Origin of the sequence: Winogradskyella ludwigii (assembly GCF_013403985.1) — a bacterium.
Classification (GTDB): domain Bacteria; phylum Bacteroidota; class Bacteroidia; order Flavobacteriales; family Flavobacteriaceae; genus Winogradskyella; species Winogradskyella ludwigii.
In genome coordinates this window covers 1284780-1303118 of the sequence record NZ_JABFDF010000001.1, presented here as the reverse complement: position 1 = coordinate 1303118, position 18339 = coordinate 1284780, and the positions used below count along the sequence as shown (strand labels likewise).

The 18339-nt window shown below is 32.5% G+C and carries 13 protein-coding genes; 5 read left to right on the top strand and 8 right to left on the bottom strand.

Annotated elements, in window-relative coordinates:
* Positions 1-13 precede the first annotated feature (13 nt).
* A complete protein-coding gene (locus HM981_RS05515) occupies positions 14-559 on the top strand; it encodes an RNA polymerase sigma factor (protein ID WP_179337569.1) in 546 nt (181 codons plus the stop codon).
* A gap of 3 nt (positions 560-562) precedes the next feature.
* A complete protein-coding gene (locus HM981_RS05510; protein ID WP_179337568.1) occupies positions 563-2146 on the top strand; it encodes a hypothetical protein in 1584 nt (527 codons plus the stop codon).
* A gap of 64 nt (positions 2147-2210) precedes the next feature.
* Here HM981_RS05510 and HM981_RS05505 read toward each other — a convergent pair whose 3' ends face one another.
* Positions 2211-2975, bottom strand: coding sequence for a lysophospholipid acyltransferase family protein (locus tag HM981_RS05505; RefSeq protein WP_179337567.1), 765 nt, complete (start codon positions 2973-2975; stop codon positions 2211-2213).
* A 113-nt stretch (positions 2976-3088) separates the two neighbouring features.
* On the opposite strand from HM981_RS05505, the gene trpS reads away from it, so the two are divergent.
* Positions 3089-4057 carry a tryptophan--tRNA ligase gene (gene trpS / locus HM981_RS05500; RefSeq protein WP_179337566.1) on the top strand — a complete coding sequence of 323 codons (969 nt, stop codon included), beginning with the start codon at positions 3089-3091 and terminating at the stop codon, positions 4055-4057.
* 87 nt (positions 4058-4144) lie between these two features.
* Here trpS and HM981_RS05495 read toward each other — a convergent pair whose 3' ends face one another.
* The 3 genes from HM981_RS05495 to dprA form a co-directional block, all read right to left on the bottom strand.
* Positions 4145-7450 (bottom strand): T9SS type A sorting domain-containing protein, encoded by a 3306-nt coding sequence (locus tag HM981_RS05495; protein WP_179337565.1) that lies wholly within the window; start codon positions 7448-7450, stop codon positions 4145-4147.
* Between the two features lie 469 nt (positions 7451-7919).
* Positions 7920-11270 (bottom strand): T9SS type A sorting domain-containing protein, encoded by a 3351-nt coding sequence (locus HM981_RS05490; RefSeq protein ID WP_179337564.1) that lies wholly within the window; start codon positions 11268-11270, stop codon positions 7920-7922.
* 285 nt (positions 11271-11555) lie between these two features.
* Positions 11556-12668, bottom strand: a complete 1113-nt coding sequence (gene dprA, locus HM981_RS05485; protein ID WP_179337563.1) for a DNA-processing protein DprA — start codon at positions 12666-12668, stop codon at positions 11556-11558.
* A gap of 325 nt (positions 12669-12993) precedes the next feature.
* Here dprA and HM981_RS05480 point away from each other — a divergent pair, with 325 nt between their 5' ends.
* Entirely contained in the window at positions 12994-13932 is a 939-nt protein-coding gene (locus HM981_RS05480; RefSeq protein ID WP_179337562.1) for an HU domain-containing protein, read from the top strand.
* 174 nt (positions 13933-14106) lie between these two features.
* Positions 14107-14616 carry an acyl-CoA thioesterase gene (locus HM981_RS05475; protein WP_179337561.1) on the top strand — a complete coding sequence of 170 codons (510 nt, stop codon included), beginning with the start codon at positions 14107-14109 and terminating at the stop codon, positions 14614-14616.
* A 15-nt stretch (positions 14617-14631) separates the two neighbouring features.
* Here HM981_RS05475 and HM981_RS05470 read toward each other — a convergent pair whose 3' ends face one another.
* From HM981_RS05470 to HM981_RS05455, 4 genes are read right to left on the bottom strand one after another with little or no spacing between them, the layout of a single operon-like run.
* Positions 14632-15870 carry a murein hydrolase activator EnvC family protein gene (locus HM981_RS05470; RefSeq protein WP_179337560.1) on the bottom strand — a complete coding sequence of 413 codons (1239 nt, stop codon included), beginning with the start codon at positions 15868-15870 and terminating at the stop codon, positions 14632-14634.
* Entirely contained in the window at positions 15870-16661 is a 792-nt protein-coding gene (locus HM981_RS05465; RefSeq protein WP_179337559.1) for a DUF4292 domain-containing protein, read from the bottom strand. The genes HM981_RS05470 and HM981_RS05465 overlap by 1 nt, the downstream gene beginning before the upstream one ends.
* Positions 16662-18026 (bottom strand): tetratricopeptide repeat protein, encoded by a 1365-nt coding sequence (locus tag HM981_RS05460; protein WP_317167164.1) that lies wholly within the window; start codon positions 18024-18026, stop codon positions 16662-16664. It lies immediately after the preceding gene.
* On the bottom strand, positions 18019-18333 hold the full coding sequence (locus HM981_RS05455; RefSeq protein ID WP_179337558.1) for an antibiotic biosynthesis monooxygenase family protein: 315 nt from the start codon (positions 18331-18333) through the stop codon (positions 18019-18021). Before HM981_RS05455 ends, HM981_RS05460 begins: the two co-directional genes overlap by 8 nt.
* Positions 18334-18339 lie beyond the last annotated feature (6 nt).

The window sequence follows — 18339 nt, the reverse complement described above, 5'->3', positions numbered from 1 at the left end:
CACCAAGATTCATGTGAGTTCAAATCAACTCATAAAAAATTGTATTAAACAAGATGCTCAAGCTCAAAGCCAATTATACAAGCAGTATGCAAGTAAATTATTTTCGCTTTGTCTAAAGTACTCTAAAAACTATGCAGAAGCAGAGGATAATCTGCATGACGCATTTATAACTATTTTTAATAAAATAGAACAATACAATAATAAAGGATCTTTTGAAGGTTGGCTAAAACGAATTACAATAAATACAGCACTACAACGCTACAGAAAAGATGTTGGAGTTTATGATATTATTAATGAAGATAATATTGAAGACGTTTCTGTAAATTTTAATGAAGACGATGTTAGTATTGAATATTTATTAAAAATCATACAAGAACTACCAGATAGATACCGATTGGTATTTAACTTATATGTCTTAGATGGTTATTCTCATGTTGAAATTAGTGAGTTAATACATATTTCAACCGGAACATCAAAATCTAACTTGTCGCGAGCAAGACTGATTTTAAAAGAAAAAATAGAGGCTTATAATACAGCCAAAAATTCAAGTAGTTTATAAATAATGAACGATAAAAAAAATATAGATCGACTTTTTCAAGAAAAGTTTAAAGATTTTGAAGTTGCACCTAACGATGCCATTTGGGATCGTATAAACGAAAGTCTCCCTAAGAAAAAGAAGAAACGCAGAGTAATTGCACTTTGGTGGCAAATTGGCGGTGTAGCAGCTGTTATCGCGCTATTATTAACTGTAGGTATTTCTGTTTTTAATTCTGATGAGGATACTCTTCAAGAATTCCCAATTGTAGATACTAAGACGAATGAAAACAATGGAGAAAAGAACAACAAAAACTCGAAAACTAAAAAGAACGAAAACGAATTAAATTCTATTGACTATAAGACTTCAAAAATTGCTAATTCAAATTTAGAATCTGAAGAGAAATCAAATTTAAACGATTCTAAAAATGACAACCTTCAAAAAGCGACCTCTTCAAACCCATTAACCTCATCAAATAATTCGAATCAAAAAACAAATGCTGTCGCTAATAAATCTAAAGTTCAGGAAAATAATAACGTAGCCCAAAAGCGAAGTCATTTAACATCTACGCCTAAACAAGACAATAGCGCTAAAGTTACATCGCAAAAAACATCTAATTCAACTTTAAAAACCAATAATAAAACACAACTTAAATCTGAAATAGAGAGAAAGTCTGTGATTAAAAAGAACATAGAAGACAATAAAGCAACTATCGCTGAAAATCGATCTTCTAAAAAACACAATTCGGAAACTACTAATTCTACATTAAATAAAACAAATAACGTAGAACCTGAGACTTCAATTATTGAAAACCCACAACAAGAGTCTATTGAAAACGCTATTGCAGAAAATAATGAAACTATAGATGAAGAAGAAAAAGAAGATGACCTAAACAGGTGGAGCATTGCACCAAATGTTGCGCCTGTTTATTTTAATTCTTTTGGTAAAGGTTCTTCTTTAGACCAACAATTTAATGAGAATTCTAAAAGTGCAGATGTTAACATGAGCTATGGTATTTCTGGAAGCTACGCTGTTTCAAAAAAAATAAAAGTTAGAGCTGGTGTTAATCGTGTAAATCTTAATCAAACCACTTCAGATGTATTTGCCTATACAAGTGCAGAAACTGTGGCCAGAGGAGTAGATGCTTCTTTTAACAACATTTCATTTAAAGACGGAGTGCAACATGTGTCACTTATAAGTTCTAATATGTTAAACAGATCTTCTACACCAGAATTATTTAACACCAAATTAGCGGGAGATATAGACCAACGCTTTGGCTTTATAGAAATCCCTCTAGAAATAGAATATAGACTACTAGACCAGAAGTTTGGAATTAATGTTATTGGTGGATTTAGTACGTTGTTTTTAAATGAAAATGAAATTTATGCCGACCTCAACGGATCTTCTACTTTAATTGGAGAAGCTAATAACATTAACGACACTAGTTTTAGTGCCAATTTTGGCTTAGGTATGGATTACAGTCTTTCTAAACAATGGAATTTAAATCTTGAACCAACATTTAAATATCAAATAAACACATTCAATAACACCACAGGAGATTTTAAACCATTCTTTATTGGTGTATATACAGGATTAAGTTATAAGTTTTAGGTTAAGTTAGGTTAAGTTAGGTTATTGCAACAAAAAGCTATGATGACTGCAATGATGACAAAAGCTACTCTTGGTTAGAGTGGCTTTTTTTTGCACCTAAACTTAGCGTTAAATCATTCAAAATCAAAGTCCTTGCCTTATCATTAAGAGACTTTGTGTCTTTTATAGTTAAACCTTCGGTAGGTAAACACTTATGAATTTTGGCTCTCATTTTCCCAGGACTACCACTGAAGAATGTATATGAAAATCGTTTTTTATTATCATAAAACGTAATTGGTACCACAGGAATTTGATGATTTATTGCCAAACGGAAAGCTCCATCTTTAAAAGAATCTAACACAACATGTTCTTCTGGCACACCTCCCTCAGGAAAAATACAAATACTAGAGCCTTGTTTTAAACGTTTTTGAGCTCTTAAAAATACCGCTTGTCTACTTTTAGCACTGCTTCTGTCTACTAAAATACAGGTTCGTTTGTAGAAGAAACCAAACAAAGGAATTTTTGATAATTCTTGCTTTCCCACAAATACAAAAGGATTTTTAACAGCGACTAACATGAGCATAATATCTGCCATTGAAGTATGGTTAGCAACAAACATGTAACTTTTGTTTGCATCTAAAGCCTGGTCTCTTTTAATTTTATACCCAAATCCCATTCCTATTAAAATAAACTTAGACCAAATACGTGCGAGTTTAAAAAAGTAAGGATACCATTCTTCTCTAGAGATAGAGATAATCAACAAAGGAAACATTATAATAATCGGGATAGCTACTAAAATGTAGAACCAAATACGATATAAAAGCCACAATGGATACTTTATAATTGCCATAGCACCAAAACTAGTTAATTAAATTAAATCACTTCTTATAGTTATGCTAAAAAATTTACCTTTGTTTTTTAGTTTAACAATTATAGATATTCCCCCATTATTGGGAAATGATTATGGCAAGAATTTTAACAGGAGTACAAAGTACAGGAACACCTCATTTAGGAAACATTTTAGGTGCAATTTTACCAGCTATTGAAATGGCAAATGATGCTAAAAACGAATCGTTTTTATTTATCGCAAATTTGCATACATTAACACAAATAAAAAATGCTGAAGAATTAAAAAACCATACGTATTCTGTTGCTGCAACCTGGCTTGCTTTTGGTTTAGATATAGAAAAAACAGTATTTTATAGACAAAGTGATATTCCGCAAGTAACTGAGTTATCTTGGTATTTAAGCTGTTTTTTTCCTTACCAACGTTTAACATTAGCACATGGATTTAAAGATAAAGCAGACCGTTTAGAAGATGTTAATTCTGGTTTGTTTACATACCCAATGTTAATGGCTGCAGATATTTTATTGTATGATGCTGAAATTATTCCGGTTGGAAAAGACCAATTACAACATATTGAAATGACACGTGATGTTGCGTCTCGTTTTCATGCTAAAATGGGAGAAGCTTTTGTTTTACCTGAAGGGAAAATACTTGAAAGCGGCATGCTTATTCCAGGAACTGATGGTGAAAAGATGAGTAAGAGTCGTGGTAATTTTATCAATATATTTTTACCAGACAAGCAACTACGCAAAAAAATAATGTCTATTGAAACTGACAGCACGCCACTTGAAGAACCAAAAGATTGGGCAACTTGTAACTGTTTTGCTATTTATAGCTTATTAGCTTCTGAGGACCAAATAGCAGATATGAAAGCTAATTACGAAGATGGAAATTACGGTTACGGACATGCTAAACAAGCTTTGTATGAATTGGTTGTAGAACGTTTCTCTGAACAAAGAGAGCGTTACCATTATTACATGAATAATTTAGAAGAGGTAGATGCTGCATTAGCCAAAGGTGCGGAAAAAGCAAAGGTTGTTGCAAATAATGTATTAACGCGTGTGAGAGAAAAAGTGGGTTACTAACCAGTACTTTGTTTCTTAAAATTTATATATAAAAAGACCTCTGTAAATAATTTACAGAGGTCTTTTTTATAAGTTAAACTAATCGTTTTAGTTAATTATCTTCTTTGTCACAACAGTGCTTCCGTCTAAAGTTATGGAAACAACATATACTCCTTTAGAAAACTGGAAGTTTTCACTAACGGTGTTACGCTGTCCAGTGAATGTATAAGCGATTACTTGTCTTCCATTAATATCATAAACTTTAATATCTCTTATACTAGAATCAGATTTTACATTTAACATATCATTTTTCACATAAATAAAAGTGTTAGACACAGCAGCATCACCAATGGAAAGCGTTGCATCTATATTTGTATATCTAAGAATAAAACGATCATTAAACTCTCCTGCTTCACCAGTAAATGAATATGGAGACACTCTTAAATCATGAATCACTCCAGAATATGTATCTTCTAAGTAAATAGCTTGTTCTTGAGTTTCAAAAAGACTTCCTTTTACATTACCAATAGAAATAGAATAAATACCACTATTTACCAACTCCATACCTAAAGGCACCGTATTAGTATCTTTAAATGGTAACGGAAGCCCTTGTATCACTAATTTCTCTTCTTCAGAGATTAAAGAATATAAATTGAATCCGTTATTATTAGTGTAAGCATCATAAAGTCTATCTTTTTCATCTGTTGCTCCGTCAACATAGCCAATTAAAGTACTCATAGCGTGATTATCTTCATTAGCTAAGCTTAGCCATACTAATTGTTTTTCTTCAGCTATACCTGTATCATCCACTCCATTTCTATGAAATTGTGAATTATCATGAGCCACTATGTTATTATGACGCATAGCATTAGTAAAATCAACAGAAGGTGAACCTGCTGTATCATCATCTACTCTTACAAAAAAGGCTTGCCCTGAAGCAATTTTCCCATTAAAAGTATTAGATGGATCTGGTGTTGAAGTTCCTGTACTATTAAACGTAATATACTGATTTCCGTAATTGACTCCAAAATCATCATAAAATGGATCGTCTGCTCCTGTAACATCAAACAGACCTGTATCATGTGTCCATATATCTACACGTCCTTCAATATCAGTATTAGCAGTTAAGAAGGTTTCTGCATCAATTGCCGACGGATAAGGGTTCCCTATTAAATTCCAACTACTATCATTATAATCCATAGACGTATAACCCGTTGATTTAAAAACATCCACACTAAAAGGCCCATTATTAGGCTCTCCATAAAATTCAGTTGTAAAACCACCTAATTGAGCATTTGTCACTCTAGCGATATAACCTTCACCTGGTGTCATTATCTCTCCAGAGGCATCTTCCCAATTTCCAATACCAGAATCATCATTTGAAGCATTTACAACCCACTGATAAGTTCGTGAATTAGCGATCCCTGAAATATTAAAATCCTTAACAGGAGATGCCCAATACACGTAATCATATTCATTTACTTCACTTGCATCCAATGCTCGCTTTACTTTAATTTCTCCACTATTTATTACATTATTAATCTGTACTAAACTAGCATTGTCTTCTAATGTGAAGGTTCCTTCAGGAACATGATTCACAAGAATTATATCATTACCAAATTCATCTAATTCCTTTACTTCTGCGATTTCTGGCTCAACAGTTAATTCATTATATAAAACCATTTTTGATCCTACAGGAATAACAACATCAGAACCTGAGGTTACTCTACAATCACAACCCACTAAATCATCCGCTATGGTATAATCACCTGTGTAAACTAGACCTCTTTCTTTTTCTACTACTGCACCATACGGAGAACTCCAAGCCGTTCCATTCCAATAATAAGGCGTACCGCCTTCACTTAAGGTCACTGGTAATATTATAGTACCTCCATTCTCATTAGATATTTCTATTTTATACGTCGCTAAATCTGGAGTTGTTACTCCTGAAATAGTAAAATCTTCACTTGTTTCACCACTAATTGCTGAGTTATACTTTCTCCATTTATACTTTAACTCTAAATCAGCATCTCCAGCAGGTGGATCTGTTATACCTCCAGAACCATCATCTATACCTGCAGTGACACTAAAGGTTATACTCGTTGTTCCATCGGCTTGACAAACATACTGAGGCAATATTGGTTCTACTATAGGTGCTTTTATATCAAAAGCAGATTGGTTGTAAGCAATAAAAGCCATATCTGCAGAACCTCCGGCAACAGAATTAATATTTTTCACAGAATCAATATCATCACTAGTTAATATATCGAAATCTTCTAAATTAAAAGCAACAATTTTAATTAACCTTGTTTCATTATTTCCAAATGTTCTAGATTGTGGAACTGCTGTATTTATATCTGCACCACTAGGAAGTGAGTATAAATCTAAAGCCCATCTTCCTAAGTTATTTGTGCTGTTATTCAAATACATTTTTATAGGTGTTCCAACAACATTACCTCTGTCATCTGCATAATAATAAATATCCCAACTACCAGAATCGGCTATTTGAGTAATTATTAAATCTGGAACTCCATCTGAGATTGCACCAACCTGTCCGTTACCACTAAAAAAACGAATGGAAGCTGATTTATTGTAATTAGTCACACCTGTACCTAAATCTAAGCCGTTAATTCCATCAATCATTACTTGAAAAACAGTTAAATCTAAAATATCAGATGATGAAATAGTAGTCCCCTCACCAACAACCCCATCAACTAAATCTCCAGTAGCTATAAAATTGGCACCGTTATTAATAGTCCCTGTAATTCCGTTTGTAGAATAGGCTTTAAAAACTTCCTTACTGTAAGTAAATCCAATTATATTATCAAGAAGGTCGTCATCTACTCCCGTAGAATAATAAACTCCATCATATTTAAAGGCCAATAATTCATGACTATCATTTGGATATGTACTAGAAGTGCCGTAAGTATAATTTGTAGAAAATCTCCAATAACCTTGACCATTATAATTCCAATTCGTAATAATGTCGGCTACGCGTTTAAAAGATTGACTACCAGTGTTATAATCATTTCTTTTCAATTTAGCTCCTATATAATCGATAGTCACTTTATTCGCTGTACTGACTGAGCCTATATAAACATTTTGTCCGGCTGATCCTCCTATTTTTAATTCGCTCGAAATATCAGCTGTACCATCTAAGGTAATTTCAAAACTTAACTCCGAACCATCTGGAGTCGCTTCAACTGAGCCAATAGAAATTCCATAAAGATAAACATCTGTAGAATTTGTAAATCCAGAACTAAGATCTCCAATAATAGTAACAACACTACTTTTTGTAACTCTTGTAGGAAAAACATCACTAACAACTATTTGCGCATAAAAAGACATGCTAAATAAAAGCATAAATGCAGTTATTATTTTTTTAGACGATATAAAAGATAAAATTGTATTCATAGGTTATGGCATTATGAATCGATATTGACACATTAGACGGAGTCTTTCTAAATAACTTTCAGTATAAATTCGGGTATAACGGTACAAAAATGACATAGTTTAGGGGATACTCAAAAAATACTAGTTAACGTGTAGGCAAAACTCTTTTAAGTGTGTAATTACAAATTGTAACTAACACAAATGATGCGTTTTAAGTCATTACAAATGATGCTTTTTTTATATAAATTTTAACAACTACTTATAAATTATGTAAAATTATTTAGTCTAGAAGTTCATGACTTCCTCATACTATATATCTATTAATACGTATTAATTTATAGGTTGGTTTTTTTAAACAGACAATACATTACATTAACCAACTTTACAACAGGATTTTCTTAGAATTTGTAACTCGTTTTTTTAAAATAATAGACAAAAAAAGACCTCTGTGAATATTTCACAGAGGTCTTTTTTATGATTAATTAATCGTTTAGTTAATAATCTTCTTTGTTAGAATAATATTATCTTCTAAAGTTATTGAGACAAGATATACTCCTTTTGAAAATTGGAAGTTTTCATTAATAGTGTTAAGCTGTCCATTAAATGAATAAGCGATTACCTGTCTTCCATTAATATCATAAACTTTAATCGCTTTTATACTAGAATCAGATTTTACATTTAACATCTCATTTTTCACATAAATAAAAGTGTTAGCTGCAGAAACATCATTAATGGAAAGCGTTGCATCTATATTTGTATATCTAAGAATAAAGCGGTCATTAAACTCGCCTGCTTCACCTGTAAATGAATATGGAGACACTCTTAAATCATGAATCACTCCAGAATATGTATCTTCTAAGTAAATAGCTTGTTCTTGAGTTTCAAAAAGACTTCCTTTTACATTACCAATAGAAATAGAATAAATACCACTATTTACCAACTCCATACCTAAAGGCACCGTATTAGTATCTTTAAATGGTAATGGAAGCCCTTGTATCACTAATTTCTCTTCCTCTGAGATTAAAGAATATAAATTGAATCCATCATTATTAGTGTAAGCATCATAAAGTCTATCTTTTTCATCTGTTGCTCCGTCAACATAACCAATTAAAGTACTCATAGCGTGATTATCTTCATTAGCTAAGCTTAGCCATACTAATTGTTTTTCAGTTGATATTACTGTATCATCCGTGCCATTTCTGTGAAATTGATCGTTATCATAAGCCTCTATGTTATTATGACGCATAGCATTAGTAAAACCAACAGAAGGTGAACCTGCTGTATCATCATCTACTCTTACAAAAAAGGCTTGCCCTGAAGCAATTTCACCATCAAAAGTATTAGATGGATCTGGCGTTGAAGTTCCTGTACTATTAAACGTAATATATTGATTTCCGTAATTGACTCCAAAATCATCATAAAATGGATCGTCTGCTCCTGTAACATCAAACAGACCTGTGTCATGTGTCCATATATCTACACGTCCTTCAATATCAGTATTAGCAGTTAAGAAGGTTTCCGCATCAATTGCCGACGGATAAGGATTCCCTATTAAATTCCAACTACTATCATTATAATCCATACTTTCATGTAAAGCCGATTTTTCAACACCAATAGTAAATGGCCCATTATTTGGCTCTCCATAAAATTCTGTTGTAAAACCATTTATTTGACTATTTGCCACTCTAACAATATAACCTTCACCAGGGTTCATTACAGAGTTAGCCGCAGATACCCAATTCCCTACACCTGAATCAGTATTTCCTGCACTTACACTCCACTGGTATGTTGGTGTGTTAGAAATTTGTGAAATATTAAAATCCTTAACAGGAGATGACCAATACACGTAATCATATTCATTTACTTCATCATTGCGTAAGGCTCGTTTTACCTTAATTACACCAGAGTTTACAACATCATTAATCTGTACTAAACTTGCGTCGTCTTCTATAGTAAAAGTAGCAGCAGGTATAGCAGCAACGGCAACACCATCTACAGTAGTTGCAGCAATCTCACCCTCCACAGTAAGTGAATTATAAAGTGTCATTGCATATCCTTCCGGAATCGTTACGTTTTTTCCTGCAGGAACTGTACAATCACAACCTTCTACATCTGTTAAGGCATTATAATCAGCTGTAACTATTAAACTACGATCTCCATCAGGAACAGAAATACTATTGTCTGTATAAACTGAAGCCAAAACCCAGTTTGTACCATCCCAATAAGCGGGTGTACCACCTTCAGTAATTGTAAAAGGTAAATCTACAGCACCATAGCCGTTTGCAACTCTAACTCGATAATTTGTATCGTCTAAATCTGCGCTATATAATCCAGCAGGTATGGTAAATGTATTTGATGATACTGACAAATCTGTATTGTTTTTAAACCATTGATAAGTTATAGTTTCTTTAGGATCGCTAGTTGCTGTACCTTCAATTCCACCTAATGCAGTGAAAACAAATTCACTTGATGGAAACCTACAAACAAACCTTGAAACTGGAGATTTATCAATCACCGGAGATTTAATATCAAATGCAGACTTGTTATAAGCCATAAAAGACATATCTGAAGACCCACCAGCTCCCATATTGATATTATCAATACTATTAATATTTTCATAAGCGGCTGCTGTAGTTGATACATTAATACCAAAATCCTCTAAACTTAGCGCCGCCATTCTAAAACCTCTTGTCTGTCCATTACCAAATGATGCTGTAGTTGGTATAGCTGTTTCAAAAGTTGACCCTGTAGAATAATCTAATCGATAAAAATCGACTCTCCATTGATATAACCTAGTATCATTACTATTAACAAATGCAAGTTTAACAGGTTTCCCAACAACATTACCATCTACATCAGCATAATAATATACATCACTACCGCCTGGCTGTGCCATTTGTGTGATTAATAAATCTGGAATACCATCATTTACAGCACCAACATCTCCATTACCACTATAAAACCTTATATCTGCTTGATTATTAAAATTCGCTATACCTGTTCCTAATTCTAATCCGTTGCCGGTGCCGTTGATTAAATCTCCATCTCCATCTATAATAACATCGTATACTGTTTTTCTAACCGCATTATTCAATACTATTGAACCTGTGTAACCATCTATTTTATCAGCAAACCCCATATAATTATTAGAATTAGGCTTACCACTAACTCCATTAGTAGAATATGCTTTAAACTCTTGACTTACATACTCTGTACTTGTAGCTGAGACATCTACACCTAAGGCACTTAATTTCGTTTCTAAGAATGAATTATTAACCCCTGTAGAAAAGATTATATCATTACCACCATAATTCATTTTAAATCCTAATAACTCATGGCTATCATTTGGCCAAGTTTCTTTTCCTGCAGCAGAATTAGAAGGGTTCCAATCAGAAGATTTCCAGAAATTTACTCCATCTCCATTCTGATCCCAAGTGGTATACACTTCTCTAACTCTAATTTCATTATTAGCACTCACACTTTTACTTGTTGGCGCAATATAATTAAATGTTCTAGACACACTATAAGAAGAGACTCCTGTTATTGAAAGGGTTTCAGTTCTATCACCTGAACCATTTGCCGTAATCTTAAAAGTCATTTCTGTACTACTTACAAACGTCTTACTACCAGTACCTATGTTAGTAATTGTAATACCTGACTGATCCCCGTCAGTAAAACCCGTACCAATAATAGTGATAGTACTACTTGTCGTTACACGAGTAGGAAAAATATCAGTTACAGTCTGAGCAATAGCTAAACCTGAAAATAAAAGAAAAATTGCTATAGTAAATAAAGGTGATAGGCCCAAAACGCCTACAGAGCGTGTAGTTTTTAATTTCATAAGTAGGGAATTATATAATACAAAGATACAACCTTAGATGAATGAACCTTAATATTTTAATTAATTTGAGGGTGAGCAAATATGCTACAAAAAAGCTTACAAACAAAGAAATGTCGGTTAATCTGCTTAAAAAATGCGATAAAATGTATTTTTATTGCTGTTTTTACAACAACTAAGGCTATAAGTTTTAAAGAAAAAACACCTAAAATATTATGATCTAATTCCAAAACTTTTGTAATGAATCATGTTTTTGACCTGTAATATTTTAAAATTCATATATTCAACTCAGTATATAGAAATTACCTCAAATAACTTCCCTGGCAAAGGCCTAACCACACCTTTTAATTCCATATTTAGTAGAAGTCCTGCTATTTTATACGTTGGCATTTCACAACGCAAAGCAATAACATCTAACATGGTTTTATTATGCTCTTTTAGAAAATTGTATATAATTTTTTCATCAGGTTCTAACTCTACAAAAAGTTCTTGTTGCACAACTAACTTTTTATCGGATTCTAATTCCCAATTTAGCATATAAGGTACATCTAAAGGATTAGATAATAGATGAGCTTTCTGAAATTTTATTAAATTATTACAGCCTACGCTTTGGCTATCTGTAGTTCGTCCTGGTACTGCAAACACTTCTCTATTATAGGAATTAGCAATATCTGCAGTAACTAAACTCCCTCCTTTTTCTGCAGATTCTATAACTATAGTGGCTTCGCTCAATCCTGCAATAATTCGGTTTCGTTTTAAGAAGTTATTACGATCAAAATTATCTGAACTCCAAAAATCGGTATAAAATCCTCCATGATTTTCAATATCCGCTACATATTTTTTATGCACTTTAGGATAAATCTGATTTAAGCCATGAGCCAAACAACCTATGGTTTGCAAATTGTGTTTGACGGCAGCTTTGTGCGCTGTAATATCGGTGCCATAAGCAAATCCTGATACAATTATAGGATTAAATTGAGATAAAGATTCTACCAGTTTTTCACAAAAGGCAATACCACTAGTTGTTATTTTACGAGCTCCGACAATACTTATAACACGTTGTTGCTTCAAATTAATATTTCCGGATTGAAACAATACAATAGGACCATCAATACAATGTTTTAAGCGTTCCGGATAAGTATCTTCAGTAAAATAATGTGTACTAATATCATTGTCCTTAATAAATTTCAATTCTTTTTCTGCTTCTTCGAGGTGCGTTTTATCGAAAAGACCTTGTATGGTTACAGTTCCAATGCCATCAATTTTTAAAAGCTTAGATTTCTTTTCAACTAACACGGCTTCAGCAGATCCGCAATGGCTAATTAGTTTTTTAGCTGTTGTTGCTCCAATTTTTGGAACATGCTGTAAAGCTAAAGCATAAATGAGTTGTTGATCTGTCATTGGGAAATAACTAATTGAAAGATTAAATAGTCTATTTACGAATATAATTATTTAATCTTTAACAGATTAGATTAACTAAAAGAACACTCTAATGTTTTAGTCGTGTTATTCTAAAAAATTAATTGTAAGCACATGCAACTTTGTACAGTAAGGATTTTTAAGCAACACACTTAGATATCCTATCTATAAACAAGTCTAATATTAAATATTTTTTTAATGAGAATCTATAGAAAATCAATTACATAGATCGATATTGTTTTTGATGTTAATAAATAAATCACACTTAATTTCGTTCAGAATTAAAATATTTTAACTTTGCGTTACTATGCAACTAGAGACTTACATTAGCGACCTTTTATACCGATACGACTGTATTACTATTCCTGAATTTGGAGCCTTTTTAACACAACGTGTTTCGGCCAAAGTACATGAATCTACACATTCATTTTACCCTCCCAAAAAGGAGCTTTCTTTTAATGAACAATTGCAACAAAATGATGGCTTATTAGCTAACTATATTGCTGAAATTGAACAAATACCTTACACTACAGCATTACATAAAATCTCTAGACAAATAAAGTCTTTAAAGTCTTATTTAGCTGAAGGAGAAACTATTCAATTAAAAAATATTGGTGAGTTGGTATTAAATTCTGATGGAAAAATTCAATTTGCTCCATCTAGCCATATCAATTATCTTACTGATGCTTTTGGTTTATCGCATTTTTCATCGTCTAACGTTACAAGAGAAATTTACAAGGAAACGGCAGAGGCTATTGAAGACACTACACCTATTACATTAACACCAGAAAAACGTTCTAATCGTAACTGGATAAAATACGCTGCTGCAGCTGTAATTTTCTTAGGATTAGGTGGTTTCACTGCTGCTACGTATTATAATAGCACCATAAAAAACCACAATCAATTAGCACAAGAGCAAGCCTATGAGCAACTCGATGCTAAAGTGCAAGAAGCAACGTTTGTAATTAGTAACCCTTTACCTGCTGCAACATTATCTTTAAAAAAACAAAGTGGTAACTACCATATTGTCGCTGGTGCTTTTAGAGTTGAAGCTAATTCTGCAAAGAAAGTGAGCCAATTAAGAGATCAAGGATTTAAAGCACGCCAAATTGGTGTTAACCGTTATGGTTTACATGAAGTTGTATATGCAAGTTTTGAAACGAGAGAAGAAGCACAAAACGAACTAAATTCTATTCGTCTTGAGCATAATCGTGATGCTTGGTTATTAATTAAGAAGCTTAAGTAAATTTATTTCATTTTACGAATCTCTTTTTCAACTATACATCCTTACAGATTATGGTCTAAATAGAATATGGGTTATTTTTTAATACAAGCCTCAAAAAGCACTTTTCACTTTTTACACATAATAACTCTCCTTCATTATAAATTCACTCTATATTTGCACAAATTTTAAAATTTTATGCAATCTAGAACCGCGTCTCAATCTAAAACTATAGTAACCGACTTAGTATTACCTAGTGAAACTAACCCTATCAATAACTTATTTGGAGGAGAACTGTTGTCACGAATGGATAGAGCGGCTAGTATTTCTGCAAGACGACACTCGAGACGGATTGTAGTAACAGCATCTGTTAACCATGTTGCTTTTAATAGAGCGATTCCTTTAGGTAGTGTTGTAATGATTGAAGCTAAAGTATCACGAGCATTTTCATCGTCTATGGAAGTGTACATGGATGTTTGGATTGAAGACAGAGAATCTGGTGAGCGCGTTAAAGCCAATGAAGCCATCTATACTTTTGTAGCTGTAGATGAAACAGGACGACCAATAAGAGTACCTGAATTAGTACCAGAAACAGAATTAGAAAAACAACGTTTTGATGCCGCTTTACGTCGTAAGCAATTGAGTTTACTTTTGGCTGGAAAAATGAAACCTGCTGATGCTACAGAATTGAAGGCTCTTTTTGAGTAATACTCTTACTTATTTTTATTGCCTTACTAACCAAGATTCAGGATTCAACTTTAAATCATTTTTGTAAATTCTAAAATCAAGAAGCGTTTCTCCTGTTATTTTATTGCTAAAAACTTCACCTATAACTTGACCTGTAGTGATTTTATCTCCTTTTTTAACATGAAGTTTTGATAGGTTATGGTAAATCGTTAAATAATCACCATGTCTAATTAATATCGTTGGATTCCCTCGTTTCATAACATGAATTGAAGATACTACTCCTGTAAAAACGGCTCTAACTTCTGCATTTTTCTCTGTGGCTATTTTTACTCCAGAATGATTGACTTCGACTGAACTATCTGTTAAAGAACGTGTTTTACCAAATTTCCCTTTAATAACACCTCTTGCTACAGGCCAACCTAGTTTCCCTTTATTGGCAGCGAAACTGGCTGCAAGTTTTTTAGCTTCAGGTGTTAAAATAAATTTTTTGGTAGAGCTTGTTTTACCACTTGTATTTTTATTGGCTTTTTTATTGGCTGCAGCAATAGCTTCAGCAATTATGCGATCTATTTCTTTATCTAATTGATCTGCCTCTTGTTTTTTCTTCTTTATCTGAGCAGCGAATTTTCCCATATCAGATTTAATTGAAGCCATTAAAACTTCACGTTGTTTTAATTCTCCTTCTAATTCTCTTTTGGCAATTCTATTTTCTTCAACAAGTTTCTGCTTATCAACTTTTTGCTTCGATAATTGAATGTTTAAAGCTTGTAATTCTTTTGTTTTAGACTTAATCGCTTCTCCTTGTTCTTTTTGATATTCTCTATATTGTCTTATGTATTGAAGGCGTTTATAAGCTTGCTGAAAATTGCTAGAAGACAACAAGAACATCACTTTACTTTGTTCTGACTTACTTTTATATGATTTTACAACCATTGCAGAATAGTCCTCTTTTAATTCCTCCAATTGAGTTCTTAAACTCGAAATCTCTTCTTGATTGGTATTAATTTCTCGAGTTAATAAATTAGCTTGTTCGTTAGTAATTCTAATTAAATTTCTTCTAACGTTTACTTTAGCATTGATATCTTCGATAAGTGTTATTACCGATTTCTCTTCGTCCTTTTTAGTATACAACAACGCATTGATTAACTTAATCTCTTTCAGCTTTTGCTGACGCTGAGCCTCTAACTCTTTCTGTCTATCACTTTGAGCAAAAATTGAGACACTAGACATTAATAGTCCAAATACTAAAATAAAATAGAAACGCTTGTTAGTCATTATTTAATTACAATTTCTTTATATCCTGCAGGAATCTTAAACGGAAAACGAACTTCACTATTTAAAGATACCGATTTAAATTCCATAGTAATGGCAACTTCATCTGTATTTTCAACTGCTATTATTCTTATATTTTTTGGAACTATTTGTTTATCGACCTCTTGATAAGACGAATAATCTACCTGAAGCATTCGTTGTTTTGATAATTGCTGCAATTGTAAGCTATCCATTTTAAAATGCGAAGGGTTTATTAAATAGAATAACTCCATAAGTGCATTTTGATCTGTTGGACTTAACGCATAAGAATTTCCATTTACAGAAACCTGATGTGGTTCTTCTTTTAGATCATAAATAGATTGTCCTAAAAGTATGTTTTGGACCTTCATAAAATTGAGATCTACACCAACAACATCACTCAATAATTTGTAGTCTCCATCAAAATATTCATTATCTATTTTGTTATAAAACTGTACTCTATCTGGTGTAATCATCATTCTAGCCACACCTAACGTGGCACTTAGCCAAATCACCTTGTCTTTTTCCATACGAAGGCTAAATGTGTGACCTTGTTCTTGTTCTCCTTGTATAAGATCAATTGCCACTCTAGCATTCATGGTTTTAAAATCAGCTTCATTCTTTTCGTGCTGTTTTATCACTTGTTTTGCCGACAATTTATCGCTCGCTACTCCAGATGCTATAACACTTTTGGAGGAATTACAACTAAATGCCAATACAATAAGAATTGCACTAATGGTAAGTTTTGAGTTTAGATATAATTGAGATATTTTCATTTACTGCTGCACTTTTAGGGCTTTTGCCTTTTTAGCAAACGTTTCAGATTTACTAATATTATTTAAGGCTTTGTAGGCTATGCTTAATTCTGAGTAAAAATCGGCTTCCATATTGGGATTATCAATTAAAAAATCCAAACCCATTTCTAGTTGATCAATTGCTTTTTTAGGTTCATTTAATTTATTACTTGCCACAGCATTTACAAGGTATAAAATAGGTTGCGCTGGATATAATTCTAAAGCCTGCTCACTATCTTTTACAACCGCTTTATAATCCTTTACATCTAATTGAAGTAATAATACGTCTTTAATTAATTTGAAGTCGTTAGGACTCTGTTTTAAGGCTTCTTTAAAATTAAAAAGCGCTTTGGCTTTATCTCCTGCTTTTAAATAATACTGACCTAAATCACTATGCGTTTGTGCATCTTTATTATCGTCAATTAAGGCTGTAATATCTATTAAGGCTGATTCGTATTCCGGATTTCTAGACACAAAAGAAACAAAATCTTTGAGGACTTTAGCTTTTGCATCTGCATTAATTTCTGGACTCGTCAATGCTGTTTTAACTGAACTGATAGCATCATCTACCTTTCCGTCTTGAAGATAAAACTTATACAATGCCAAATGCACAAATTTAGAATCTGGTTTTACTTTTAATAAGTTCTTAGCTGCTTTATAAGCATTTTTATGATCTCCGGTTTGGCTATATCTGTAAATAAGTTTTAAGTGATTATCTTCATTATTAGGATTATTAGCAATGCGTTGTTCTAGGTTTTCAATCCTATCGTCTGCATTACCTGTAATACTGTAAATATCGTTACGCATAGCATCTCTAGATTCGCTTAATCCAAAATCTGCATCTAACTCATCTAAAATATCTAAAGCTTGTTTGTACTTTTCCTCTCTCACGTATAGCGATGCCAAATCTTCTTTATAATCGGGATGGTATTTTACCAATTGCTTTATGGTTTTTAAAGCATTTTTAATATCATCTTGCTGAAAATATACATCGTAAAGCTCATCTAAAAACCAAACATTGTCTGGTTGCATGGCAATAGCCTTCTTTAAATTATCTTCTGCAGCACCGAAGTTTTTAAGTTTATTGTAGTTTTTACCCAATTCGAAATAAATAACAGGCAGCTTACTATTAAGATTTAAACATTTATGAAGTGCATCTACTGCTCTATCATAATTCTCAATCCCTTTTTGTTTTAAGGCTTCAAAGAAATGTTCTTGAAATTCATCTTCTACGTTTCCTAAATCGTCATCTGGTCTTTTATTAAAATCGACTTGAGCATAGGAAACCTGAGGAACGCTTAACATCCCGAAGAGAAAAACTAATAAGAAGATAAATCTTTTATTCACTTTGTTTATTCTTTAATAAGTCTTCAATCATTTCAAATTGTTCTAAGACTTCAAACGTCTCACAAGACGCTTTCATTTTGTTTCTAAAATGATTAGCTTCTTCTGGTAGGTTTCCACTAGCATTATCAAACGTATTTTTATCAGGCCATTGAGCGTAAGCAAAGAAATTTAGAGCATCTTTTTTATGTAATCGAGACCCTAAACTTCCTTCGTATTTGTAAATCAAGTTTGTTAACCCTTTCCAAGCTTCAATAAAATTATCTTCTTGGTTAGGTTTTATTATAATTGTGTACAATACGACATACATAATTTG

Coding starts and splice junctions, on each gene's coding strand:
- HM981_RS05510 (WP_179337568.1), top strand. CDS start 563: ATGAACGATAAAAAAAATATAGATCGACTTTTTCAAGAAAAGTTTAAA.
- HM981_RS05505 (WP_179337567.1), bottom strand. CDS start 2,975: ATGGCAATTATAAAGTATCCATTGTGGCTTTTATATCGTATTTGGTTC.
- trpS (WP_179337566.1), top strand. CDS start 3,089: ATGGCAAGAATTTTAACAGGAGTACAAAGTACAGGAACACCTCATTTA.
- HM981_RS05495 (WP_179337565.1), bottom strand. CDS start 7,450: ATGAATACAATTTTATCTTTTATATCGTCTAAAAAAATAATAACTGCA.
- HM981_RS05490 (WP_179337564.1), bottom strand. CDS start 11,270: ATGAAATTAAAAACTACACGCTCTGTAGGCGTTTTGGGCCTATCACCT.
- dprA (WP_179337563.1), bottom strand. CDS start 12,668: ATGACAGATCAACAACTCATTTATGCTTTAGCTTTACAGCATGTTCCA.
- HM981_RS05480 (WP_179337562.1), top strand. CDS start 12,994: ATGCAACTAGAGACTTACATTAGCGACCTTTTATACCGATACGACTGT.
- HM981_RS05475 (WP_179337561.1), top strand. CDS start 14,107: ATGCAATCTAGAACCGCGTCTCAATCTAAAACTATAGTAACCGACTTA.
- HM981_RS05470 (WP_179337560.1), bottom strand. CDS start 15,870: ATGACTAACAAGCGTTTCTATTTTATTTTAGTATTTGGACTATTAATG.
- HM981_RS05465 (WP_179337559.1), bottom strand. CDS start 16,661: ATGAAAATATCTCAATTATATCTAAACTCAAAACTTACCATTAGTGCA.
- HM981_RS05455 (WP_179337558.1), bottom strand. CDS start 18,333: ATGTATGTCGTATTGTACACAATTATAATAAAACCTAACCAAGAAGAT.